Origin of the sequence: Mucilaginibacter polytrichastri (assembly GCF_001911425.1) — a bacterium.
Taxonomy (GTDB): Bacteria; Bacteroidota; Bacteroidia; order Sphingobacteriales; family Sphingobacteriaceae; genus Mucilaginibacter; species Mucilaginibacter polytrichastri.
In genome coordinates this window covers 3636255-3659928 of the sequence record NZ_MPPL01000001.1, presented here as the reverse complement: position 1 = coordinate 3659928, position 23674 = coordinate 3636255, and the positions used below count along the sequence as shown (strand labels likewise).

General features: G+C 43.2%; 22 protein-coding genes. 10 read left to right on the top strand and 12 right to left on the bottom strand.

Annotated elements, in window-relative coordinates; translation table 11 throughout:
• The first annotated feature begins 142 nt into the window (after window positions 1-142).
• Window positions 143-1450 carry an alpha/beta hydrolase gene (locus RG47T_RS15450; RefSeq protein WP_083627427.1) on the top strand — a complete coding sequence of 436 codons (1308 nt, stop codon included), beginning with the start codon at window positions 143-145 and terminating at the stop codon, window positions 1448-1450.
• A 79-nt stretch (window positions 1451-1529) separates the two neighbouring features.
• On the opposite strand, the gene RG47T_RS15445 is transcribed toward RG47T_RS15450, so the two are convergent.
• Complete coding sequence (locus RG47T_RS15445) at window positions 1530-2003, bottom strand: DinB family protein (protein WP_074490303.1); 474 nt, start codon at window positions 2001-2003, stop codon at window positions 1530-1532.
• Between the two features lie 139 nt (window positions 2004-2142).
• Here RG47T_RS15445 and RG47T_RS15440 point away from each other — a divergent pair, with 139 nt between their 5' ends.
• Both RG47T_RS15440 and RG47T_RS15435 read left to right on the top strand, forming a co-directional pair.
• Complete coding sequence (locus RG47T_RS15440) at window positions 2143-3900, top strand: DUF885 domain-containing protein (RefSeq protein ID WP_245770868.1); 1758 nt, start codon at window positions 2143-2145, stop codon at window positions 3898-3900.
• Between the two features lie 366 nt (window positions 3901-4266).
• Window positions 4267-4914 carry a CatB-related O-acetyltransferase gene (locus RG47T_RS15435; protein ID WP_074490302.1) on the top strand — a complete coding sequence of 216 codons (648 nt, stop codon included), beginning with the start codon at window positions 4267-4269 and terminating at the stop codon, window positions 4912-4914.
• A 184-nt stretch (window positions 4915-5098) separates the two neighbouring features.
• Here the strand turns inward: RG47T_RS15435 and RG47T_RS15430 are convergent, their stop codons facing one another.
• From RG47T_RS15430 to ligA, 6 genes are all read right to left on the bottom strand, one after another.
• Window positions 5099-5614 carry a hypothetical protein gene (locus RG47T_RS15430; RefSeq protein ID WP_074490301.1) on the bottom strand — a complete coding sequence of 172 codons (516 nt, stop codon included), beginning with the start codon at window positions 5612-5614 and terminating at the stop codon, window positions 5099-5101.
• A gap of 21 nt (window positions 5615-5635) precedes the next feature.
• A complete protein-coding gene (locus RG47T_RS15425; protein WP_074490300.1) occupies window positions 5636-6160 on the bottom strand; it encodes a DUF2911 domain-containing protein in 525 nt (174 codons plus the stop codon).
• A 23-nt stretch (window positions 6161-6183) separates the two neighbouring features.
• Window positions 6184-7161, bottom strand: coding sequence for a Gfo/Idh/MocA family protein (locus RG47T_RS15420; protein ID WP_074490299.1), 978 nt, complete (start codon window positions 7159-7161; stop codon window positions 6184-6186).
• A 3-nt stretch (window positions 7162-7164) separates the two neighbouring features.
• Window positions 7165-8154: an L-glyceraldehyde 3-phosphate reductase gene (gene mgrA / locus RG47T_RS15415; protein ID WP_074490298.1), complete on the bottom strand. Its 990-nt coding sequence runs from the start codon at window positions 8152-8154 to the stop codon at window positions 7165-7167.
• A 37-nt stretch (window positions 8155-8191) separates the two neighbouring features.
• Entirely contained in the window at window positions 8192-10669 is a 2478-nt protein-coding gene (locus RG47T_RS15410; protein WP_074490297.1) for a DUF5686 and carboxypeptidase regulatory-like domain-containing protein, read from the bottom strand.
• 358 nt (window positions 10670-11027) lie between these two features.
• Window positions 11028-13040, bottom strand: coding sequence for an NAD-dependent DNA ligase LigA (ligA, locus tag RG47T_RS15405; protein ID WP_074490296.1), 2013 nt, complete (start codon window positions 13038-13040; stop codon window positions 11028-11030).
• A 105-nt stretch (window positions 13041-13145) separates the two neighbouring features.
• Here ligA and RG47T_RS15400 point away from each other — a divergent pair, with 105 nt between their 5' ends.
• The 3 genes from RG47T_RS15400 (at window position 13146) to RG47T_RS15385 (ending at window position 16179) form a co-directional block, all read left to right on the top strand.
• Window positions 13146-14273, top strand: a complete 1128-nt coding sequence (locus tag RG47T_RS15400; RefSeq protein ID WP_253187529.1) for an AI-2E family transporter — start codon at window positions 13146-13148, stop codon at window positions 14271-14273.
• Window positions 14274-14800: 527 nt separating this feature from the next.
• Window positions 14801-15748 carry an MBL fold metallo-hydrolase gene (locus RG47T_RS15390; RefSeq protein WP_074490294.1) on the top strand — a complete coding sequence of 316 codons (948 nt, stop codon included), beginning with the start codon at window positions 14801-14803 and terminating at the stop codon, window positions 15746-15748.
• An 11-nt stretch (window positions 15749-15759) separates the two neighbouring features.
• Window positions 15760-16179: a tetratricopeptide repeat protein gene (locus RG47T_RS15385; protein WP_074490293.1), complete on the top strand. Its 420-nt coding sequence runs from the start codon at window positions 15760-15762 to the stop codon at window positions 16177-16179.
• Window positions 16180-16516: 337 nt separating this feature from the next.
• On the opposite strand, the gene RG47T_RS15380 is transcribed toward RG47T_RS15385, so the two are convergent.
• Window positions 16517-16900, bottom strand: a complete 384-nt coding sequence (locus RG47T_RS15380) for a VOC family protein (protein WP_083627426.1) — start codon at window positions 16898-16900, stop codon at window positions 16517-16519.
• Between the two features lie 18 nt (window positions 16901-16918).
• Window positions 16919-18085: an MFS transporter gene (locus RG47T_RS15375; protein WP_139235764.1), complete on the bottom strand. Its 1167-nt coding sequence runs from the start codon at window positions 18083-18085 to the stop codon at window positions 16919-16921.
• Between the two features lie 114 nt (window positions 18086-18199).
• Between RG47T_RS15375 and RG47T_RS15370 the strand changes: the two genes are divergently transcribed.
• From RG47T_RS15370 to RG47T_RS15360, 3 genes are all read left to right on the top strand, one after another.
• Entirely contained in the window at window positions 18200-19054 is an 855-nt protein-coding gene (locus RG47T_RS15370; protein WP_074490292.1) for a pirin family protein, read from the top strand.
• A 91-nt stretch (window positions 19055-19145) separates the two neighbouring features.
• Window positions 19146-20144 (top strand): SDR family oxidoreductase, encoded by a 999-nt coding sequence (locus RG47T_RS15365; RefSeq protein WP_074490291.1) that lies wholly within the window; start codon window positions 19146-19148, stop codon window positions 20142-20144.
• A gap of 68 nt (window positions 20145-20212) precedes the next feature.
• On the top strand, window positions 20213-21220 hold the full coding sequence (locus tag RG47T_RS15360; RefSeq protein ID WP_074490290.1) for a hypothetical protein: 1008 nt from the start codon (window positions 20213-20215) through the stop codon (window positions 21218-21220).
• Here the strand turns inward: RG47T_RS15360 and RG47T_RS15355 are convergent.
• From RG47T_RS15355 to RG47T_RS15345, 3 genes are all read right to left on the bottom strand, one after another.
• Window positions 21201-21581: a DUF551 domain-containing protein gene (locus RG47T_RS15355; protein WP_074490289.1), complete on the bottom strand. Its 381-nt coding sequence runs from the start codon at window positions 21579-21581 to the stop codon at window positions 21201-21203. The genes RG47T_RS15360 and RG47T_RS15355 overlap by 20 nt on opposite strands.
• Window positions 21582-21847: 266 nt before the next feature.
• The gene (locus tag RG47T_RS15350; protein ID WP_074490288.1) at window positions 21848-22087 is read right to left on the bottom strand and encodes a hypothetical protein; all 240 of its coding nucleotides are present in this window, start codon (window positions 22085-22087) and stop codon (window positions 21848-21850) included.
• 9 nt (window positions 22088-22096) lie between these two features.
• The gene (locus RG47T_RS15345) at window positions 22097-22531 is read right to left on the bottom strand and encodes a hypothetical protein (RefSeq protein WP_074490287.1); all 435 of its coding nucleotides are present in this window, start codon (window positions 22529-22531) and stop codon (window positions 22097-22099) included.
• Window positions 22532-22801: 270 nt separating this feature from the next.
• Between RG47T_RS15345 and RG47T_RS26785 the strand changes: the two genes are divergently transcribed.
• A partial coding sequence (locus RG47T_RS26785; RefSeq protein ID WP_253187528.1) for a DUF5117 domain-containing protein occupies window positions 22802-23674 on the top strand: 873 nt, incomplete at its 3' end.

Below are 23674 nucleotides of genomic sequence, written 5' to 3'. Positions count from 1 at the left end.
TTTTACGTTTTTATCTTAATTTGGTTACAAATTATTTAACTGAGACTTATTTTACTAGATTTTAAGCCGGCAATAAGACCTTTAGTTAAATGATTAATTTTGATGAAGTATAATTAACTTCGCCCCTGATACAAGTACAAGAATGAAGAAATTGCTTTTAGTATTTATTGTGATTGCAGTAAATGCACATGCCCAGTCTGAGCCTAAGAATTATAAGGTTGCTATTACCCGTTTTCAGCAATATTATAACCTTAACCAGCCCGATAGTATATTTAATATGTTTGCGCCCGAAGTGCGTACTGCCTTGCCTGAGGATAAAAACCAGGTGATGATTAATCAGCTTCAATCGCAATTGGGCCGGTTGCAGCAAATCTCATTTGTGGGTATTGATAAAAATATAGCCACTTATAAGGTTAGCTTTACCAAATCTGTACTGGCCATGAAAGTGAGCCTTAACGATAAAGACCAGATGGGAGGGTTACTTTTTGATAACTATACCAGCCCATCTGACGCTGCTAAAGCTGCCGAAGCGCTTAAACTGTTAAATGTTGACCCATCGCTCGGCGAATCTGCTTACACGGTAAAAGGTTTTTCGGGCACCATTGCCGGCACATTAACCATGCCTGCCAATGCTGCTGCAAAAGTGCCTTTGGTACTTATTATTGCCGGTGCCGGCCCTACAGACCGTAATGGCAACAATGCTAAACAGGGTTTAAACACCAATGCCTATAAACAACTGGCCGAAGCCTTGAGCAAAAGCGGCATTGCCAGTTTACGTTATGATAAGCGTATGGTAGGCGAAAGCACTAGCAGTACTAAAGAAGATCAATTGCGGATAGAAGATTATGCAGAGGATGCCATGAGCCTGATTAATAAGCTGCATGATGATACCCGTTTTTCTAAAATAATTGTATTTGGCCACAACGAAGGCTCATTAGTTGGGATGCTTGCTTCTGCAGAAAACCCGGTGAGTGCCTTTATTTCTGTTGGTGGTGCCGCACAGCCTGCTTATTATTTATTAAAAGACCAGGTAAAAGCTTTGCCTGATTATATCTCTACCCGGTTTGGAAATATTGTAGACAGTTTGGCCCGCAAGGGTAAATTGCAGCCCGATGTAGATGCCTCATTATATCCGTATGTACGCCCAAGCATACAGCCTTTCCTGTTATCATGGATGAGGTATGCCCCATTAAGGGAGATCAAAAAGTTAAAAATGCCGATATTGATCGTTCAGGGTACAACAGATTTACAGATAAAAACAGAAGAAGCTGATAAACTGAAAAAGGCTAAAACGGAAGCTACCTTGCTGATTATCCCCAACATGAATCATGTATTAAAGGACGCGCCTGCTGATAAAGATAAAAACCTGGCCACCTACAGCCAGCCCGACCTCCCAATTAAACCCGAGCTGGTTACCGGCGTGGTAGATTTTATTAATAAGCTGAAATAATTTAAATAACGCTATAATAAAATGCCCCTTATAAAGCTATTTTGGTAAGGGGCATTTTAGTTTTATAATATAAATTTTCTTATTTCCATGCCTTAAACAAGCGTCGAATAATGATGATCTCGCTGATGTGATAGCTGGTATGATCTGCCATTTGCAGGGCCTCGCGCAAAATAGTTTGCCCGTCGCCATGCGAAAGCTCTTTGTAGATATCATCTTGCTGAATCAGGTTGATAAAGTTTTCGAGGTCGAGGTCAATTTGGTGGATGGCGTTTTTCCAGGCAGTTTCATCGGCCGGGGCTGCTTCCTTGGGCCAATAACCATCCGGCCATTTCGGCGATTGGTGGTTAGGGTCGCGACTAAACTCCAGCATATCCCATTGTGCAATACGGATGTGCTCTACCAGTTGCCAGATACTGTAGGGAAGATCATAGGGTTTAACACCGCGTAGTTCGGCCGGTAAATCTTTAATGGCATCTTTTAACGAGGCATGGGCACTGCCGCCGCGCAACAATTTAACCAGTTCGTCAATTAATATATTATGTTGTTTATCCATTGGTTTTTATTTGTAGGTTAACAATGTTAATTGGTAATAGTTGCGTTGTAATTGTAAAGCTGTTTTTACACAATGGTAGTAATTATAAATATTTAACGTAAATGTTTAAGTTTATGCTCGATTTTAAACCCCTACCCAAGTGATCAAAAAGTCAGTTTTAATAGTCGCAGCGGCGCTTACCTTTTTTATAGGTTGTAAAAAAGATGGCGCAGGTGTAGCACCGCAACAGAAAGATAGTACGGCCTTTGGCGCATATGAAGAACGTTTTTTAGACGGTTTATGGAAAATTAACCCTGATTTGGCTACGCAGGTTGGCTACCATAAATATGATAGCATCCTGATTATTCCCAATGCAGACAGCCGCCAAAAGCAGCTTACCTTTACCCGCAAAACGCTCGACTCGCTGGGTAACTTCGACTTAAACAGCCTGACTGATAATGGGAAAATTGATTACCATTTGATGGAAAACCAGATGCAGTATACCCAGTGGGGGCTGCAGCAGGAAAAAGCATACGAGTGGGACCCATCTGCCTATAATGTGATTGGTACGTTCGCTTTTATATTGAATGAGAAATACGAGCCCTTAGATAAGCGCCTGCGTAATTTTTATATGAAGATGCTTAACATCCCGGTTTACTACAAAGAAGCCGAAAAGCAACTTAAAAACCCGGTTGCCGAGCTAACTGCTTTGGCGATAGATCAGCATACCGGCGGGGTATCGGTTTTTGAGTCGGACTTTGCAGACTCATTGAAGAAAACCACCATCCCTCAACCCGAAAAGCAAAAGATGCTGGATAGGGCCAAGCTATCTGCCGATGCCATAAAGGGATATGCTGCCTGGTTAAAGGGCATGAAGAATGACCATCCCCGCAGTTTCCGTTTGGGTAAGGAGCTGTACCAGGATAAATTTAAGTACGAAGTACAGTCTGCCAGCACACCGCAGCAGATCTATAATGCCGCTATAGAACGCAAAAAATATCTGCATAAAGAGATGGCCAAATACAGTAAGCAGCTTTGGCCTAAATATTTTGGCAAAGCAGCCATGCCAACAGATACGCTGGAACTGATTGGTAAGATGATAGATACACTGTCTGCTAAGCATGTGCAGCCGGATGAGTTTCAATCGGCTATTTCGGCGCAGATCCCAAAACTTACTGCTTTTGTGAAGAGCAAAGATCTGCTGTATATAGATCCATCCAAACCATTGGTAGTGCGTAAAGAGCCGGCTTACATGGCTGGTGTTGCCGGTGCTTCGGTAACTTCGCCGGGCCCTTATGATAAAACCGGGAATACTTATTTTAACGTGGGGAGCCTCAGTGGCTGGCCTGCTGCAAAAGCCGAAAGCTACCTGCGCGAGTACAATCAGTACATTTTACAGATCTTGTGTATTCACGAAGCTATACCGGGCCATTATACGCAACTGGTTTACGCTAACAAATCGCCAAGTTTAATCAAGTCTATTTTGGGTAATGGGGCCATGATAGAAGGCTGGGCCGTATACACCGAGCAAATGATGCTGGAAAACGGCTACGGTAATAATGAACCCGAAATGTGGCTGATGTGGTACAAATGGAACCTGCGTTCGGTTTGTAATACCATAGTTGACTACAGCGTACACACCGGCACCATGACCAAAGAACAGGTAGTTAAAATGCTGACCCATGAGGCTTTCCAGCAGCAAGCCGAAGCTGACAACAAATGGAAGCGTGTAAGCGTAACCAGCGTGCAATTAACCAGCTACTACAGCGGCTACAAAGAGATCATAGACCTGCGCGAAGCCTATAAAAAGAAAGTAGGCGATAAGCTGTTTAAGCTAAAGGACTTCAACGAAAAATTCCTGGGCTATGGCAGCGCGCCTGTTAAATATATCAGCGAGTTGATGCTGAAGAAGAAATAGTTACTAGAATCAATGCAAAGCTTTGATTACTTATTTTGTCATCCAGAGCGATAGCGAAGGATCTTCTTCGCCATGCTAAGCCGATTTGCTTATCGAAGAAGATTCATTACTACGTTCGGAATGACAAGATGAGTATTTTATTTCCCTCCCCAAGGGGGAATAATATCAAGCTTCTGGTTTGTCTAACAAAAATCTTATCTTCGTAATGTCCTTATAACATAAGGCATTACTCCAATGGTAATATAAACGGCCTGCAGGCAATAAGTTATTATTTCAACCTTAATTAGGGATCGCAGGTCGCTTAAATTTCATCGTGCTGTTTAACAAATAGCATATTCCATTAAAATTTTCAAGCATTAAATTTATATGACAGAACATGGTCCTGATGTGGCTGTGGTGCATCCGCTGGCTACTTATACCAATTTGGTTTTCCTTAAAAATATTATTACCCGCCCCAATATTATTGTGGGCGACTATACCTATTACGATGATCACGATGACCCCTATAACTTTGAAAAGAATGTTTTATACCATTTCGATTTCCTGGGCGATAAACTGGTAATCGGTAGGTTTTGTGCCATTGCATCGGGCGTAAAGTTTATCATGAACGGCGCTAATCATGAAACTAAACCGATATCAACCTTCCCATTCGCCATATTTGGCAATGGTTGGGAAAAAGTAAACGAAGGGGCAGATCATCTTAACAAATATCCTTTTAAGGGCGATACCATTATCGGTAATGATGTTTGGCTGGGTTATGGCGCTACTATAATGCCCGGTGTTAACATTGGCAACGGTGCTATTATAGCCACGATGTCTGTAGTAACTAAAAACGTACCCGACTATGCTATTATAGGTGGCAACCCCGCACAGATTATCCGCATGCGGTTTGATGAGGCAACCATTGCCCGCTTGCTCAGAATTGCCTGGTGGAAGTGGAGCGCTGAGAAGATCAGTGAAAATATTAGGGTGGTTAACTTGGGAGATGTGGATGAATTGGAGCGTGTTTTGTAAAAACTATTTCCACCCGTCGTCCCGAACTTGTTTCGGTAGCCCACATGCTAAGTCTGCTACATGTATTGTGAGATGCTGAAACAAGTTCAGCACGACATATTTTTCTTCCCTGCATAGGGGAGGGTTAGGAAAAGAAAATCATAATCTAAACAAAGAAACCCGCAATCAGCAGGTTTCTTTGTTTTCAGGAGGCCGACTTGTTGTACTCGTTACGTATCCAGTCTTCCAGTTCGCCTGCTTTATCTTTCCTGATCAAGCGTTCTATATCAGAATCCTTAATATGGGTTGGCTCAGCTTTATATTTTGCAATGAGCGCTTTAATGGCTGCCAAGTTTGCCTCGTCTTTAGTAAATGCCGGGTGCTCAATAGCATACTTGGCGTAAGTGCCCATAAAAATGGCCAATAGCTTATTATTTCTATCGGTAAGGGTCATCAGCTCGGGCATTAGTTCAACGGTAATGGTTGGCGTGTCCTGTATCCACTTAAATAAAAAGTCTGTGGCGGCGCGGCGTTTCTGTAACTCTTCGGTCCAGGAGGTTTCCTGCAGCCAGTCAACCGTGGCAACTACGTTGGGCTCATATTTTACATAATCTGCCTGGCTTGCCATTTTGTACCCCACAGGCACGGTATAAGATTGCGCCTTAACGGTTGCACCCGCTAACAACAATAATATAAAAGTGAGCATGCCGTGCCTTTTCATGTGCAAAGTGTTGTTCAGTAGTTATTTAACTACAAAAGAAACCTTTTTATCGCCCCAAACAAAAGAAACTTTACCAGAAGTTTCAATACTGAATTTAAAACGCTCTACCGTTTCGGCAGATTTATCTGTTTTTACCGTTACGCGCAATGCATCATCGGCTTCTTTATATTCGGTGCCCGATTGCATGGCGGTTTTGTTGATAATAATCACCCATTCCTTTTCGCCGGGGATAGAATATAAACTGTACTTGCCGGCAGGTAGTGCTTTGCCTTCAACTTTTACATCCTTGCTGAATGATATGGTGGTAGCCTCATTAGCACCTGTGCGCCAAACCTTACCATAAGGAGCAATATCTTTACCAATGGTACGGCCTTTTACGGCAGGCTGACTGTAAGCTATTTCAATGGCTACGCCATTTTTAGTGGTTGCTTTTACGGTATCTGCCGGGCTTGGGCGCGGGCCTTTAGGTGCAGCCATTTGTGCCGATGCGTTGAAGGCGCTAAAACTGCCAATAGTTAGCAACGCGAATAGAATTAGTTTTTTCATTTTAAGTTAAATAAGTAGGTAGATTATTGATTTTTAGTAAAGGTATCTATTATTTCCATCAGCGTAACCGCTTGCTCAATGCTGCAAGGATTGTCGCCCTCGCCATTAAAATAGGCTACTATCTTTTCGATCATGGGCTGCTGAATGTGCTGCGGGTGGGTAAACGTAACAGTGTCCTTGCCGGCTTCATCTTCCAGCGTAACGGTGTTGCCAAAGAAGGGGAAGGTAATCTTGCCTTTGGTACCCACAATTTCGCAGGTATCGGTAACCTGGCTTTCGCCCACGTTAAAACACCAGGAGCCATTGACTACAATGCCATTCTCGAACAAAATTTGGCCGCAAACATGGTCGTCTGCCGGGTATTTTTTGGTTTGGTTAAGCGAGTAGCCGTGCGATGCCTTCGGTTTGCCGAAGTAATACAACATTAAGTCCAGCTGATGCGGGGCCAGGTCATGAAAATAACCGCCGCCCGATAATTCGGGGTGTACGCGCCAGTTGGTATCTGTTTTGGCAATCATCTCGGCATTTTCGGTTTTCCACATCCTGATCTGCACTGTGCGAATTTCGCCCACGGCTTTATCATCAATCAGCTTTTTTACATGCAGAAACATGGGCAATGCCCGGCGATAATGGGCAACCGTGAGCTTTTTACTGCTTTTGGCAACAGCTTCGGCCATTTGGCGGGCTTCTTCGGCGTTGCGGGTAACCGGTTTTTCTACATACATATCGAAACCCTTTTCCAGTCCGCGCAATACGTATTCTAAATGCTGGGCTGGGGGAGTGGCTACATAAACGGCATCCAGTCCGGCCTCGTCCATCATTTTTTCGGCATCATCAAACCATTGCTCAACGCCGTGGCGCTGGGCATATTCGGCAGCCTTAATGGCATCTCTGCGCATTACGGCTGCCAGCTTGCTATTGGGTACTTTGTTAAAAGCAGGTCCGCTTTTAAGTTCGGTTACGTTTCCGCAGCCAATAATTCCCCATTTAATCTGCTTCATCGGTTATTTTAAAATGGCTTCAATTTTCGCTAATTCCTCAGCATCGAACCTGGTATTATCCAAACATTTCAATGAATCTGCCAGTTGCTCTGGTTTGCTTGCGCCAATTAATACAGAAGTAACACGCGGATCTTTTAACAACCACGATAAAGCCATTTGCGCCAGCGTTTGGTTGCGTTGCAAGGCGATGTCATTCAGCGCGCTGATCTGTTTGATCCTTTCGGGTGTAACCTGGCTGGCTTGTAAAAAGCCTGTTGACCGGGCCGCACGCGAATCATCCGGGATGCCGTGTAAATATTTATTGGTTAGCAAACCTTGCGCCAACGGTGAGAATGGGATACAGCCAACGCCATCTTTCTCTAAAACATCCAGCAAGCCACCTTCAACCCAACGTTCAAACATCGAGTATTTAGGTTGATGGATTAAACACGGAGTGCCCAGTTCTTTTAATATATCAATGGCTTTTTGGGCTTCGGCTTCGGGGTAGTTAGAAATACCTACGTACAGGGCCTTACCTTGGCGAACGATAAGATCCAAGGCTGCCATGGTTTCTTCCAGCGGTGTTTCGGGATCGGGGCGGTGATGGTAAAAAATGTCTACATAATCCAGCTCCATGCGTTTAAGGCTCTGGTCTAAACTGGCTATCAGGTATTTTTTAGAACCCCAGTCGCCATATGGGCCATCCCACATGGTGTAACCGGCTTTGGTTGATATGATCATTTCATCGCGGTAGCCGCGGAAATCATCTTTCAATAATTTACCAAAGTTTTCTTCGGCCGAACCCGGAGGCGGGCCGTAATTGTTAGCCAGATCGAAGTGGGTAATGCCACTATCAAACGCCAGCTGAACAGTTTTGCGGAAGTGCTGTAAAACATCCACATGGCCAAAGTTATGCCACAGGCCTAATGATACTGCAGGCAATTTGATGCCACTTTTACCGCAACGGCGGTATTCCATATTTTTGTAACGATCAACCGATGGTAGGTAGGTCATATGATATATTGGTTTTTATGACGCTAATTTATAATTTTTAGCGAGAACCCCTGCGCTGTGGCAAGAGAATACCAATACGTACGCCCGAATTTAACCGCACACCATCTTTAAATGACATGGCATACATTACCCTAAAGTTAAGGTAGTGCACACCCGCCGCTGCCTCGTAATAATTATGGGCTGTTGGGTTGCCCAAATAGTTGAAATTTACAATTTCCTGGAGTTTTAATTTGCGGATTAGCGGGATGTTGTTGAGGAAGTAGCCATGAAAATTTTGCTCCAGGTGGGCCTCAAAATATTTATCGGGTGTGCTATAGTCGTACATGTCCAATAAAATAAAACGGCTGGTGGCTATGCTGTATCCAAAACCATCGCTACCAAAAAACTGGGCATAATCTGGGTAGTACAGTTTTTTAGCATTAAAAAATTTGCCTGCGCCAATATAAAAGGCCGATTTACCAAACTTGCCCATGCCAATATCATCTTTAGCCAAACTAACCGCCAGTAAATTATAATCAACGTCAGACCCGAAAACGTTTTTAATACCCTTGGTATAATTAAGCTCGAGGGTTGGATAGTCTGACGGTAAATAATATTTGCCGCTTGGGTAGCTTACGTATTTGTTACTGAAGTTATAGCTGGTGCGCAGGTTTACTGTAAATGATTGGTTTTCTGGAAACAGGGGCTGATCAGAATCTGGCGTGTAAGGGTTGTTGGCGGTAAAAGCCTTGTCTCTTTTGAAGAAACTGTAAAAAGAACTATTTGGATACCATTTACGGTTGGCATATTCTGTTGATACGCTAGCCTGCCAACCGCCCACAATACGGTGCGATAACGAGAGCTGGCCAAACTCTTTTTCGTAAATTTTTTGAAGATTGCGCCTTCTTAGCAACGTATTGTAAGTGTTTGATAATACCGAAATTGGTTCGAGGTTGTTAAGATCATACATGCCCGTACCCCCGCTAAAACCGAGATTAAAATCGCCCAGGGGGATGGTACCATTGGTATTGGCATGGAACAGGTGATCTGCAAAGCCATAGCGCACGTGGCTGCTCAGCCGAATATATTTATTGGTAACGGTATCTATTTGCTTTACAAAAGTGGCACCGTAATTAATTGCAAAACCTTCTACAGTATTATACAGCAAAGCCGGGATAACAGGATCTAGAAGCAGGTATTCTTTTTTGTAACGGTTGCGGTGCGGCATACCGGTTAGCAAAAATTTGCCCGGTGTTATTTTATTATAAACCCTGTCTAACGAATCGAGATATGATTTTGATTCGCGCTTGGTAGCCAGTATCGCTTTTTTCTGGTAATCGGTAGTTTCTTCGGTAGTTAATGGGATGGGCCGTTCCTGCTGCCAGTAGGTAGAATCTTTTTTGTTAACACCCTTAGGCACGCGTAGCACCTCGGCAAAATCTTTTTTATTAAGGGTAGGGTTGAGGTCGTAATTGCTGTAAACGGCAATAAAGTAGCCGCCAAATTTAAAGCCTAAAAAGCCGCCGGTAAACTCAAACTTTACCGAAGCCGGCATCCACACTTTACTGCCGACAGGCATGTACTGCTCCTTTACCTTTAAGGTATCTACAATATTAAGGTTGGCGCTTTTGGTAATCTGTATATCGAAACTGTGGATACGCCAGCTATTTTCTACAATGTAGATCAAACCGCTGAATACAGGCTCGAAGGCATGCTTGGGAATCAGCTGGATCTTGTTAATGGTTTCGCCGTTCTCTTCAATAGTGCCCAGCCATTTGTAGTTATAAAAATTGAGGGCATTATCGGCAATGGGCGATATCAGCGGGCGGTTGCTCAACTGGTCCCAGTACTGGAAGTTTTCGTACATATTCACCCTAATGTCCGACGCCCGGTTAAAGCTGAATGCCTGGTTGCTGCCCGATACTTTAGACGAGATCATTTCTTCGTGAAACAAGTCCGGTTTTATAAAGCTGAGTTTAGATTGAGACTCTGATAAATAAACGATGCCACGGCGGTTAGAGTCGAGCCCTATTTCACGGCCTATCTGGTTAATATCCCGGCCCAGAAACTTTTTGGGTGCAGCCAGCAGCTTTTGTAAACCTTTAAGGTAAACATCGGCACTGTAAGCATTAACCTCGTTTAAATAAGTTTTACGCTTACGGATAGCCTTGCGGATAATGCCATAAGCGGGGTCTTCGCCACCGGCATGTACAACCACATCATTTAACTGGTACGATGCTATGGCCAGTTTAACATCTAAAACCACATTTTGGTTCACTGTTGCCTTCCGTGTTTCCTGCTGAAAACCGATGGCTTTAAATAGTAAATCATAATTACCGGCAGTAACGTTAATGCTGTAAACACCATCGCCATTGGCCGATGTCCCCTTGGTCGTATTGCGGATTAAGATACTGGCGAACGGAACCGGTTTGCCGGTATCATCTGTAATAGTGCCACTAATAGTGAGTTGTTGGGCCGATGCAATTGCATAGCTAAAAATAAAAAATAGGAATGCGATAACCTGTTTTTTCAGCATAGATAGGTAATAACCCTAAAGATGTGAAAAATCTGTTAGGTTACCGTAAGGTGGGGTGTTAAATTGTGTTAAAGAGAATTTAGATGTGCAAATGTTTATGAGGCGATACAAACGCCAAGAAGCGTTAATCACGCGTTGGAAACGTTCGCAAGGAGAAGTCTTTGCCCAAAGCCCGTAATTGGTGCGAAGCAATCGCGAACTATATAGAACTGCTCTGTAGGTCGGGGATTATTAATTCCGTGTCTATTTTCATCGGTATTAATGAGCTCCCTATAGTCGGTTGTCTTCGTACCTTACAGCAATGATGGGGTGGATATGAGCATCTGCATACTTGCACATCCTCTTATCTGCACATTCCTTATATCATCCCCAACAATTCCTCATCACTGATAATCGGGATATTGAGTTTATTGGCTTTCTCCAATTTAGCAGGACCCATGTTATCACCGGCTACCAGGTAGTTAAGTTTGGCAGAAATACTGCTGAGTATTTTACCGCCGTTTTGTTCAATAATATCCTTCAACTCATCGCGCGAGTATTTTTCGAATGTGCCCGAGATAATAAAAGTTTTGCCGCTCAGGCTTTCGCTTTGCAGTACCACTTCTTTTTCTTCTGATACAAATTGCAGGCCCTGGCTTTGTAGCTTGGTAATCTCTTCACGGTGTTTTTCGCCCTCGAAGTATTCGATAAGGCTTTGGGCTATGCGCTCGCCAATTTCGTCAACGGCTACCAGCTCTTCCAGAGAGGCGGCTTGCAGGCGCTCAATGGTTTTAAAATAAGCTACCAGTTTTTTGGCAACAGTTTCGCCAATGTAACGAATCCCCAAGCCGAATAACACCTTCTCAAACGGCATTTGCTTAGATTTCTCGATACCATCCAGCATATTACGGATCGATTTCTCACCGAAGCGGTCCATCGTTTTTAGTTCATCATAATGGAGGTGCAGATCGTAAATGTCGCTGATGTGCGCCAGGAAATCTTTTTGGTACATGGTTTCAATGGTTTCATCCCCCAGGCCATCAATATTCATGGCTTTACGGCCTACAAAATGCTGCATTTTGCTCACTATCTGCGGGGGGCATCCTTCATCGTTGGGGCAATAAAAGGCAGCTTCGCCTTCTTTGCGTTCCAGCAGGGTGCCGCAGGCAGGGCAATGGGTTATATATTCAATAGCAGGTGCGCCGGGTTTACGCTTAGCCGGGTTTACGCTGATGATCTTCGGGATAATTTCTCCGCCTTTTTCTACGTATACAGAATCGCCCTCGTGCAAATCGAGTAGCAAAATCTGGTTGGCATTGTGCAGGGTAGCACGCTTTACGGTTGTGCCTGCCAGTTGTATCGGTTTTAGGTTGGCAACCGGGGTTACCGCACCGGTACGGCCTACGTTGTATACCACACTTTCCAGCACGGTTTCTACCTGCTCGGCTTTGTATTTATAGGCGATGGCCCAGCGGGGTACTTTGGCGGTAAAGCCGAGTTCTTCCTGCTGGCTATAGTTGTTCACTTTAATAACAATACCGTCGATATCAAACGAAAGCCCAAAACGTTTCTCTTCCCAGTAATTAATAAAGTCAAGTACTTCGGTTATTGTGCCGCATAGTTTGCTGTGCTCGCTTACATGGAAACCCCAGCTTTTGGCAGCTTGCAGGCTTTCCCAATGGGTTTTAAATAATACCTTTTCGGTGTATAGAAAGTACAGAAAACAATCCAGCGGGCGTTTAGCCACCTCGCCCGAATCTTGCAATTTCATGGTGCCCGAAGCAAAGTTGCGGGGATTGGCATAAGCTACCTCTCCGCTTTCAATCCGGTCATCGTTCAATCGCTCAAAAGCTTTGCGGTGCATAAACACTTCGCCACGAATCTCGAACAGGTCAGGGTAATTGCCATGATCCAGCTTTTTGGGCACACTGTGTATGGTGCGTACATTGGTGGTAACCTCGTCGCCCTCTACACCATTACCTCGGGTTACGGCGCGTACCAGTTTGCCGTTTTCGTAAGTCATGCTCATGGATAGGCCGTCGAATTTAAGCTCGCATACATACTCAAAGTTATCACCAATGGCTTTACGTATCCGCTGATCAAAGTCCAGCAGTTCCTGCTCATTATAGGTGTTACCCAGCGACAGCATGGGCCAGCGGTGCTTTACTGTTTTAAACTCTTTGGTAATTTCGCCGCCCACCAGTTGCGTTGGCGAATCCGGGTCGGCAAACTCAGGGTGTTGCTTCTCCAGCGTGGCCAACTGCTCCAGCTTTTTGTCAAAATCATAATCTGATATAGATGGCTGAGCCAGAACGTAATAATTGTAATTATGCTGCCTTAATTCGGTAGTTAAGGTATCAATAAGTTGTTTTGCTTGCTGTACGGCTGACATGGTAACGAAGATAGTAATAGTTGTAAAAACATTGCAAAACAAACATTAATGATGTTTGGTCATCAAAACATAAAAATCAAATTGACGTTAAAAGCGCTATATTTAATGATTGTAAATTACCCGGCCAGCAGTTCAATTATGATTACAAAACTACCTACTATGCCATTTTATGCTAAACTTGCGCTTACGCTTATTGGCATTGTTGTACTTGGTTACCTGATTATTATTGGCAAGGAAATACTGGATCCGCTGATGTTTGGTTTTTTGTTTGCCATATTATTACTGCCACTATCCAACTTTCTCGAAAATAAATGCAGGCTGCCACGCAGCGCAGGTGCTTTTATATCCATACTTATTCTTATTGCTTTTATTGCAGGTATTTGTTACCTGGTTGGTACCCGTATATCCAGCCTGGCCGATGACTGGCCGATGCTGAAAAAACAGATAGACCAATCAACCGCAGATATACAACAATGGGTAGAAAGTACCTTCCATTTAAACATGGATAAGCAAATGGCTTATGTACATACCACTACCAACAAGTTAATGTCATCTGGTACTGCAGTTATAGGGCAAACCTTTTTGTCGGTATCCTCTTTAATGCTATTTTTTGCCTTCATCATCATATTTACTTTTTTGCTGATGCTATACCGTCGGTTGCTGCTGCAATTTGTACTTAAGGTATTTGGCCAAAAGCATACCCTGCTGGTACATGAAATAGCAGAGAATATCCAGTCTATCATACGGCAATACATTATAGGCTTGTTGCTCGAGATGTTGCTGGTATCGTGCATTGCCTGCGCCGTTTTTTGGATCATTGGTATAAAATACGCCGCATTGCTGGGCATCATTACCGGGTTATTTAATATAATACCTTACATAGGTATTTTTACAGCACTCATACTTAGTACCATTATTACATTTGCCACAGGTGCAATTAGCAAAGCGTTACTGGTTGCTGTTTGCGTAATTGCTATACATGCGGTTGATGCTAATTTTTTACTCCCTGTAATTGTGGGCTCTAAGGTTAGATTGAATGCATTAATTACTTTTTTGGGTATATTAATTGGCGAAATGTTATGGGGCCTTTCGGGCATGTTTCTTTCTATTCCTACTATCGCTATACTTAAAATCATTTTCGACAGAGTTGAAACCCTCAAGCCTTGGGGATACCTGTTTGGCGGCGATTATGAGCATAAAATTGAGGCAAAAAATCAGATTGAAATAGAATAAAATTAATCCTTGCGATAAATTGTTTTATTGGTTAACGTATAGTTAATTGATATGTAACTTTTATGTTACATACTAATTTGTTAATACCAAAAACGGCTTTCCCACCGTACAAAGCACTAATTTTATAATATAATTTAATATGTAATATTAAAGTTGTGCCCTAATAAAACAAAAATATCGGCTGTTTTAAGTCGGTATCTGCCTGGTTTCTCCGTTGGCAAACTTTACTATTGATTTTTTAAAAAATTAGCATGATTGCTCAAATGAATGTGACCCCAATTCAACAAAAGCAAACGTACCATAGCTGTAAAAAGTGCAAACAAATATTGCATTTAAGAGTGCCCCGCGGCCCTTTGGTTAAGTTACTGTTGTTTTGGTTGCCTATTAAAAGATACTTCTGCACCAATTGCCTTAAAAACCGGTATGTTTTGGCAAAAAATAACGGGGTAAGATGATCTTTTCTGATATTTAACATTCCTGTAATTTTAGTTTTATACATTGCGGTACTTTAATATTTTAATACTGTAATGCTACGTTTAAAACACATTATTACCCTGCTTTTTTGTTTTGTTATGGTTTCGGCTAAAGCGCAACATGCTTTTAAACTGGTACCCCTGGGTATTTTGGGTGGTGCCGATGAAAGCAACCTTTCGGCTTATATGCTGGCACCCGAAGGCTCTGAAAATTATATTTGCCTGGATGCCGGCACCCTTCATGCAGGCATCCAAAAAGCAGTGGCTAATAAAGTATTTAACGAGCCTGCCGAACACGTGTTAAGGCAATATATTAAAGGGTATTTTATTTCACATTCACACCTCGACCACGTATCGGGCTTGATCCTGAATTCGCCCGATGACAGCACGAAAAATATTTACGGTTTTGCCGACTGCCTGAAAACACTCGAAACCCATTATTTTACCTGGGCCAGTTGGGCCAACTTTGCCGATGCCGGCGAAGCGCCCGTACTTAAAAAATACCACTACGAAGCCTTAACCCCAGGCGAGGAAGTACCAATTAAAAATACAGAGATGACGGTAAGAGCTTTCCCGCTGAGCCACTCTAACCTAACCAGTACGGCCTTTTTAATAAAGAGCAATAATAGCTACGTGCTTTACTTAGGCGATACCGGCCCCGATGCCATTGAGAAAAGCACCAACATGCATAAACTGTGGGAAGCCATTGCCCCGCTGATTAAAAGCAAAAGCCTAAAGGCCATTATGATCGAAACATCTTTCCCAGATGAACAGCCTGATAAGACCCTGTTTGGTCACTTTACCCCCAAATGGCTAATGAGTGAATTTGCCAACCTGGAAACCCTGACCGGTGCAGGCGGCTTAAAAGGCTTCAATGTAATTATCACCCACCTTAAATTACCGCAAACTAACATTGTTAAGATAAAGCAACAGTTACAAGCGGAGAATAGATTACAGCTCCATTTGATATATCCGGAGCAAGGGAAAGCGATTTCTTTGTAGATCATTAAGTAATGAAGGGTGAAAATATCTATGCTTTAGCGATTACACTTCACAACGAAATGTATGCAGACTATCTAGGAAAAGAGGTTCGGGATAAGTTGTATTACAAATATTTTGAATGTATACGAAGGGCTGCCTATAAAGGCCATATCGAAGCTCTTTATGACATGGGGCAACAATATGAAAATATCAGCTTTTTAGGTATTCCAAATCCAATATACAATGCCAAGAAGTGTATATACTGGTATACTAAAGCTTGTAATCAAAGGCATGCTGAAGCCTGTAATAATTTATCGAATTTTTATGCAAAAGGAGAGGGATGCCAACAGAACTTCGATTTCTCTATGGAATTGCTCAAACGATCTGCAGAATTAGGATCAGTACTTGGGAAGAAAAACTACAAAAGGGAGCTTAAGCGAATATTTAAATAATAAAATAGCTTGCGGTAGCTTATAAACATGCTGCTCTAATATATTACTTCCGTTGCTTGGACTGAAAAACATTTCCTTTTGCTACCGCAAGCGTCCCGCTTGTGGAAACTGTGTAATTCTATTATTTACTTAGCAAACTTACCACAAGCGGAACGCTTGCGGTAGCAAATAAACATGCTGCTCTAATATATTACTTCCGTTGCTTGAACTGAAAAACATTTCCTTTTGCTACCGCAAGCGTCCCGCTTGTGGAAACTGTGTAATTCTAATTATTACTCAGCAAATTTATCACAAGCGGGACGTATGCGGTTGCATATGAACATACTGCTTTAATACATTACTTCCGTTGCTTTAACTGAAAAACATTGCCTTCCGGGTCTTCTCCATCACACAGCCAGTATGCGTAATTATCGAATGTCTTAATCTCCCGCATAGCCACATTTTGATCGATTAAGTGAGTCCTTACCTTGTTAAGGTCTTCCTCAATTTCAAATACAAGTTTGGCATTGTTATCAAATTTGAATGGGCCTTTGGTTTTGTCGAGGTATTGGTCGCCAATTTTGTGAAGTCCGAGATGGCAGTTGCCAGTCTTTAGTAATGCCCAGGTTGATTGGTATTCCTCAATAACCTTCAGTTTGAAAACTTCGGTGTAAAAAGATTTTAAGTTGTCTACGTCTTGTACGTAGAGGATAATAGTATTCAGGTTTAGCTTTATTTCCATGTTCTATAAATAATTATTCTATTCCACCTTTGCCTTAGTAGCCAATATCACCACACAAGTCCCCATCAGTGCAATAAACGTAAATGATACCCGCAGCGTAAATGCCCCGGCCAAAAAGCCGATAACCGGCGGGCCAACCAAAAAGCCCACAAAGCTAATGGTAGATACTGCTGCAATTGCCGCACCCGGCGACATGGTTTTTGACCGCCCTGCTGCACTGTACACCATCGGCACCACAGATGATACCCCAAAACCCACCAGTAAGAAGCCGCCAATTGCTGTATATAAAGTAGGGAATATAACGGCGATCATTAGCCCGATAGCAGTAAGCGTTCCGCTGATCTGTAAAGTTCTTTTTAAGCCAAAACGCGCAGCAAACCAATCGGCTATGAAGCGGCCGGTGGCCATGGTACACATAAAGGCCGTGTAGCCTGCGGCTATCCAGGCTTTTTCGGCCAGTACTATTTTCTTGAAGTAAATAACGCTCCAGTCGAACATGGCACCCTCGCAAATCATAGAGCAAAAGGCAATCAGTCCTAACTTAATTAATGATTTATCGGGGAGCACAAATGCAGGTCCGCTGTTAGTATGCGCGTCGCGATCATTATGCAGGTATTGCCAGCAAAATAAAACCACAATTACCGTCATGCCGCAAATGAGCATGAAATGGTACATGGGCAAAATATTTTTACCGATCATCAAAGTGCCTATACCCGCACCGGTAAAGCCCGCCAAACTCCATAGCCCGTGGAAAGAAGCCATAATGGGTTTGGTATACATTTTTTCAGTAGCTACAGCCTGCGTGTTTACCGCAATATTGGTGGCATTACTGGCAAAGCCAAAACCCACCAGGCAAATAACCAATTGGTAAACATGGTTAACAGAACCAAGGCTGATAAGTAAAATACTGTAAGCAACAATAGCAATAGTTAGCAGCAACCGGCTGCCTATTTTATTTACCGCCCAGCCCGAAAATGGGAGCGAGAGCATTAAGCCCACAGGTAAGGCAAAAAGTACACCGCCCAGGGCAGCATCAGAGAGGGATAACTTTTGCTGTATGGTGGCAATGCGCGACGCCCAACTGGCAAAGCACAAACCAGCCATAAAAAACATGGCCCCAACAGCCGCCCTTAATACTGCCGGTCGCAGTGCTGCAGATTTTACCTCGAGCCCCTCTGTTGTCATATACTATTGATATTTTTGTGCGTTGGGTGCAAAAGTACATTAATTTTAAAAGCCTAAAATCAGCATTTTTAAAACCTTGCACCGTCCCGACTGTAATTTAACAAATATGCTTTTATGCCACAAATTGTAAATATTTACCCAGCAGTATCGGCCCCAATTGCCGATTTGGTTACTTACCGGGCACTGCCTACCCAGCATGTTAATTATATCGACCCGTTTTTGTTTTTAAACCATCACGGTCCGCAGGTTTATAAGTCACATAACCGGGGGCTGCCTTTTGGCCCGCACCCGCACAGGGGCATGGAAACGGTTACGTTTATTATTGACGGCGATATCTCGCACAAAGACAGTAGCGGCCACGAAAGCGTAATTACGGCAGGTGGCGTACAATGGATGCGCGCCGGGAGCGGATTGATCCACGCAGAAATCTCATCGGCAGAATTTAAAGAACAAGGCGGGCCGTTAGAGATCCTGCAACTATGGGTCAACCTGCCTGCACGGCTTAAAATGTCTGATCCGTTTTATGTCGAGAAGCAAAAAACTGAGATACCTTCGATTATACTCAACGAGGGTAAGGTAGAAGTTGACCTGATCTTCGGCGAATGGGAGGGACTTCAACCGGCTTTTGAGTCAGATTTGGGTATCCAGATCAATACCATTAAATTTAAGGCAGGCGGTAAGCTAACGTTTAGCATCCCCGAAGGGCATAATGTATTCTTCTACGTGATCTGTGGCGAACTGGATGCTAACAACAAATTAGTAAAAGCATTAAACCTGGCCGAGTTTGATCAGCAAGGCGGCGAGTTGACGATTTCTTCTGCAACAGAAAGTATCTTATTGTTTGGCCATGCCATGCCTTATAATGAACCTGTGGTATCGCAAGGCCCGTTTGTAATGAATACGGAGGCAGAAATAAAACAGGCTTACCAGGATTATCAGCAAGGTAAATTCGGTAGCTGGGATTTTTAGGCTGATAATAGCAACGGTTAAAATAAACTTTTGATAAACCTTTCACAAGCAACCGGGTTCTTATAACTTACCCTGTAAATAAAAATAGCCGATGAGTTTATTGAGTTCCAGAATTAACGTCCGTCAACCGTTAAACAAACAAACCATTGTAATCACCGGCGCATCAAGCGGCATAGGCAGGGCAACTGCTATTGAGCTGGCGCAGTATGGCTGTAAGCTGGTACTTGCTGCCAGGCAAAAACAAGCGCTGGATGAATTGGTAGATGTTTGCGACCGCCTAGGTGCCAAAGCCATTGCCGTAGTTACAGATGTAACCGATGCCGATGCGGTAAAGCAACTGGCTAAGGATGCCTGTATTTTCGGTAGATGCATAGATGTGTGGATCAACATCGCCGGCGTTGGCTTGCTTGGCGAATTTACCGCTGTGCCGCTCGAAGCGCATAGCCAGGTAATCCAAACTAACTTGATGGGTTACTTAAACGGCGCCTATGCGGCTATGCCGTATTTTAAAAAGCAAAGGTATGGCACCATCATTAACATGAACTCGGCAGGTGGTTATGTGGCTATGCCTTACTCGGTAGCTTATACCGCCAGTAAGTTTGGTGTACGCGGTTATGCCGAAGCCCTGCGTACAGAAATGATCGACTTTCCGCATATTCATATTTGCGATGTGTACGCCGGTTTTGTAGATACCCCGGGCCCGGTTCATGCTGCAAACTATACAGGTAAAAAGCTGAAACCAATACCACCGGTAATACCAACCACCAGGGTAGCCGCCGAAATTGTAAGGCTGATACAAAATCCAAAAGATAGCGTAATGATTGGCAGCACAGCTTACATGGCTAAATTAGGGCAGTTAATATCGCCTAAAATTACCCGCTACGGCCTGCTTAAATTTATGCAGCACTACTTTAAAAATGCCGAACCCGAGCCGGTAACCAACGGAACAATATTTGAACCCAACGGCGAGGCTAACAGGATAGCCGGAGGTTATGCCTCTAAAAAAGTAACCACCAGCAGGGCAAAGCTGGCTGGTGTAATAGGTATGGCTGCAACTGGCGCCTTTTTTATTGTGCGAAAGTTGTTATAGCTAGATCAACCTATCCTAATAAAACATAATATCATTACCTTTAAGGCAACCCAATAATCTTAAAGGTAATGACTGCTATTTCCCCCCGCTTAAACCGCAATGTGGTATCCATGATTCTGATAGCCTTCGCGATATTTTTCGGGGGATTAATGATATTGCATGCGGTGCCTTTAGCGGTAAAGGACAAGGTAGCCAATGGTTTACTGGCCGATTTTGTACTTACTTTCCCGGTGCTGTTTTACTTTGTTATTGTGCGGCCTTTAAAGGTTTCGGCCAAAAGCTTGTTCCTGGTTTTTAGCATTTGCTGCGGGCTGGCTTACCTGTTGTTGCCGCAACAGCAAAGGGGATATATCTTACAGATCCGTAAGCTCTCTGTGCTGGCCGAGTTATTTGTGATCGGTTATGCCATTAGTCAGATTAAAAAACTAAGAGCAGCTTATAAACTCCATCAAAAACAATTTGCCGACCCTATTTACAACCTGCGGTTAAGCATGGCCGATGTGTTGGGTAAATCGCCAGCCATCAAATTACTGGCAGCAGAAGTGGCCATCATCAGATACGGCCTGCTCTTTTGGAAAAAAGAAAAAACAGACCCGCAATATCAATCTTTCAGCACACATAAGGACTGCGGCTATGTAGCGATGTGGAGCGTATTGCTTGCTGTAGTACTGATCGAGATCGTAGCTGTTCATTTTTTACTACTGAAGTGGAGCCATACAGCAGCAGTAACTTTAACTATATTCTCGCTATATGGCACTGTTATTTTTATAGCAGACCTTTCGGCCATGTTAAAGCGCAGGGTGTTAACAAACGGCGAAACCATTATTCTGCGTACCGGCTTACGCTGGCGGGCCATTACCGGTTTAGCCAATATCCAGTCGCTGCAAAAAATAACAAACGATTATACTTCAGACCAACCTTATTTTAAAGGAGGCGTGCTTAAAACCAGCGGCAATTTGCTCGTTACTTTTAAGCACCCTGTTAAGGTTGATAAACTTTACGGTGCATCTAAACAGTACAGCTCAATATTGATGCAGGTAGATGATGTAGACGTTTTTATTGCGTGTATTTCGTAAAATCCCAATAACCGTCGGCATCCTTTTCATAATAGGCCGTGTGCTGTTTTCCTTCAACAGTAATCTCGAATGAAAATGATTGTGCATGGGTATCTGCCGGTACATAGTGGCTCATCACCGTGTCTGATGCAAATTTAACAGCTTCAAAATGCTTGTCTTTAGGTGCTTTAGGTGCAGGTGGCAATGGTAACCAGTGGCTTACTTCGCGTAGGCCGGTATCTTTTCCTATCCATTGGTTACCGGCATGGTATGCCACTTGCATATTGTTAAATTTTATATGGTCGTCCTCTTCCGTGGTCATTAATACCAAAACCGGTTCGTGTTCTGCGGGTAATTTATCTTTTATTGAAATCCAATTCATAGTAGTGTGTAAATAGTGGCTTATTTGCCACTAATGCAAATTTAACCATTACGGCCTTACCCTTAGCCTTTTTAGTTATAAACTTTTTTACAGACACTACAATAAAATCTCCCGTTTACATATTGCCGGCATTTTATATGAGCCTAAATTCTCCGCCCGTCATGTTGAACTTGTTTTAACATCCCACATGCTAAGTATTCGGTGTGCAAGTCTGCGACCTGTCGTTTGAGGTGCTGAAACAAGTTCAGCATGACGTTTTATAATACTTAACTGCCCTGGCTAAATCCGATAGTCGGACGTTTTACCTCTTCAGAACAAAGGATAATGAAGGTGATCTCATCGCCATTCACTTCAACCTTTACGTTCTTTTCATCAAATACATAGGGTTTAACAGATTCTTTAATATCGTCGAAATTAAAGGGTTCTGTAACCAGGTGCCCGGCTTCTGTTGTATTTAGTTTTAGCTTTTTAACTACGATGATATGATTTTTTGTTTCTGTGCTCATGGTTCCAATTTATAAGTTATTTCTTATCCCTTCAACTTTAATGCAGGAATGTAGTTTGCCATGCCATACCTGGCACTCGCCTTTGTAGCCTGTGTTTTTAGATTGGTAATTCAAGGCCAGTTTGTAGCCTTTGCCCTGGTAAAGTTCCTGATGGCTATCGCCCGATTTATGTTCCTTAACTAGATCCAGTATCAATTCTTTACCCTGAACATGAATTACGGAAGCCCTGGTTACCTGATCTTCCAGGGTATCAAGCGTGCCGGTTTGAATCAGGATTTCGTTTAACTGTACAATAGAATCTCGGTTTACGGCAAATACCTTATCGCATTTGAGGTAGGCTGATGTTTCGAATGTTTTCTCCAGGTGGATGTCGTTATGGGAGGCACATCCTATAAGGTAAATAAGTAGGATTACGAAACATAGTACACAAATGCTATTTTTCATATGGATAAGGTAGGAAGATTTAATTTATCTTTCAGTTCATTTATGACCTATAAGTATAATTGGTTTTTAATAATTTGATAGTGTAAGCAGGAGAGTTACACCTGTATCTTCATTATAGTGGTAACTTTTTTGTTAAACCAATAATATTTAATCGGGTTTTGAGTAAAAAGCGTTACTTTTCTTGAAAAGTATTTCAATTTAATGCCAATCGGCATACTAATGCTTTATTATGATAGAAACTAACAAACTAATTACTCAAATTAATAAACTATGAAGTATTATTTACCCTTAACTGCGGCTATGCTTGCGTTAAGCGGGGTGTCGTTCGCACAGAACAGGCCATCTGCCGATGGCGGAGGCGCTGGCCGCGAAGCCAGGCCTGCGGCAACCATCGCTTCCATAACCCAAAACCTCAAAAAGTACGAAGGCTTTTACAACTTCTACTATGATGATAAAACCGGAAAGGTTTACCTCGAGATCAGCAGCTTTGATAAAGATTTCCTTTACTTTAATGCCCTTGTTGATGGCGTTGGTAATGGCGGGCCGGAGCGCGGACAATCTACATCGGTAATTACCCATTTTACCAGGGTTGGGCCCAAGGTATTTTTGGTACAGCCTGTAACCAATTACCGTTCTGTAAATGGCAATGCCGACGAAAAGAAAGCTGTAGAAAATGCTTTTGCCAAATCAATACTTTGGGGTTTTACCCCGGTAGCGGTTGAGGGCGATAAAGTGCTTGTAGATATTACCCCTTTCCTGGTTCGCGATAGCCAGAAGATAGGCGATAACCTGGGTACTGGCCGTGGTAACCTGGGCAGCGCTATTGCAGCAGCAGGCCGTGGTGCAGCACCTGCCGGGGGCGGTTACCGTTTAGATGAAACGCGCTCTGCTATTAACCTCGAAAACACGAAGAATTTTCCTAAAAACAGTGAGTTTGAAGCATTGATTACCTTTACAGGTGGCGCAAGCGGTGGCCGTGGTTTTGGCCGTGGCGGTGGTGTGGCTGCCGACCCAAGTGCGGTAACGGTACGCATGCACCAGGCCTTTGTTCAACTGCCTGATGATGGTTTTAAACCCCGCAAGTTCGACCCGCGATCGGGCTTTAATGATTTTAGTTATTACGATTTCTCGGCCCCTATGAAT

Bases quoted from the DNA above. Each gene is read 5' to 3' on its own strand.
- RG47T_RS15450 (WP_083627427.1), top strand. From the start codon at position 143: ATGAAGAAATTGCTTTTAGTATTTATTGTGATTGCAGTAAATGCACAT.
- RG47T_RS15445 (WP_074490303.1), bottom strand. From the start codon at position 2,003: ATGGATAAACAACATAATATATTAATTGACGAACTGGTTAAATTGTTG.
- RG47T_RS15435 (WP_074490302.1), top strand. From the start codon at position 4,267: ATGACAGAACATGGTCCTGATGTGGCTGTGGTGCATCCGCTGGCTACT.
- RG47T_RS15430 (WP_074490301.1), bottom strand. From the start codon at position 5,614: ATGAAAAGGCACGGCATGCTCACTTTTATATTATTGTTGTTAGCGGGT.
- RG47T_RS15425 (WP_074490300.1), bottom strand. From the start codon at position 6,160: ATGAAAAAACTAATTCTATTCGCGTTGCTAACTATTGGCAGTTTTAGC.
- RG47T_RS15420 (WP_074490299.1), bottom strand. From the start codon at position 7,161: ATGAAGCAGATTAAATGGGGAATTATTGGCTGCGGAAACGTAACCGAA.
- mgrA (WP_074490298.1), bottom strand. From the start codon at position 8,154: ATGACCTACCTACCATCGGTTGATCGTTACAAAAATATGGAATACCGC.
- RG47T_RS15410 (WP_074490297.1), bottom strand. From the start codon at position 10,669: ATGCTGAAAAAACAGGTTATCGCATTCCTATTTTTTATTTTTAGCTAT.
- ligA (WP_074490296.1), bottom strand. From the start codon at position 13,040: ATGTCAGCCGTACAGCAAGCAAAACAACTTATTGATACCTTAACTACC.
- RG47T_RS15400 (WP_253187529.1), top strand. From the start codon at position 13,146: ATGATTGTAAATTACCCGGCCAGCAGTTCAATTATGATTACAAAACTA.
- RG47T_RS15390 (WP_074490294.1), top strand. From the start codon at position 14,801: ATGCTACGTTTAAAACACATTATTACCCTGCTTTTTTGTTTTGTTATG.
- RG47T_RS15385 (WP_074490293.1), top strand. From the start codon at position 15,760: ATGAAGGGTGAAAATATCTATGCTTTAGCGATTACACTTCACAACGAA.
- RG47T_RS15380 (WP_083627426.1), bottom strand. From the start codon at position 16,900: ATGGAAATAAAGCTAAACCTGAATACTATTATCCTCTACGTACAAGAC.
- RG47T_RS15375 (WP_139235764.1), bottom strand. From the start codon at position 18,085: ATGACAACAGAGGGGCTCGAGGTAAAATCTGCAGCACTGCGACCGGCA.
- RG47T_RS15370 (WP_074490292.1), top strand. From the start codon at position 18,200: ATGCCACAAATTGTAAATATTTACCCAGCAGTATCGGCCCCAATTGCC.
- RG47T_RS15365 (WP_074490291.1), top strand. From the start codon at position 19,146: ATGAGTTTATTGAGTTCCAGAATTAACGTCCGTCAACCGTTAAACAAA.
- RG47T_RS15360 (WP_074490290.1), top strand. From the start codon at position 20,213: ATGACTGCTATTTCCCCCCGCTTAAACCGCAATGTGGTATCCATGATT.
- RG47T_RS15355 (WP_074490289.1), bottom strand. From the start codon at position 21,581: ATGAATTGGATTTCAATAAAAGATAAATTACCCGCAGAACACGAACCG.
- RG47T_RS15350 (WP_074490288.1), bottom strand. From the start codon at position 22,087: ATGAGCACAGAAACAAAAAATCATATCATCGTAGTTAAAAAGCTAAAA.
- RG47T_RS15345 (WP_074490287.1), bottom strand. From the start codon at position 22,531: ATGAAAAATAGCATTTGTGTACTATGTTTCGTAATCCTACTTATTTAC.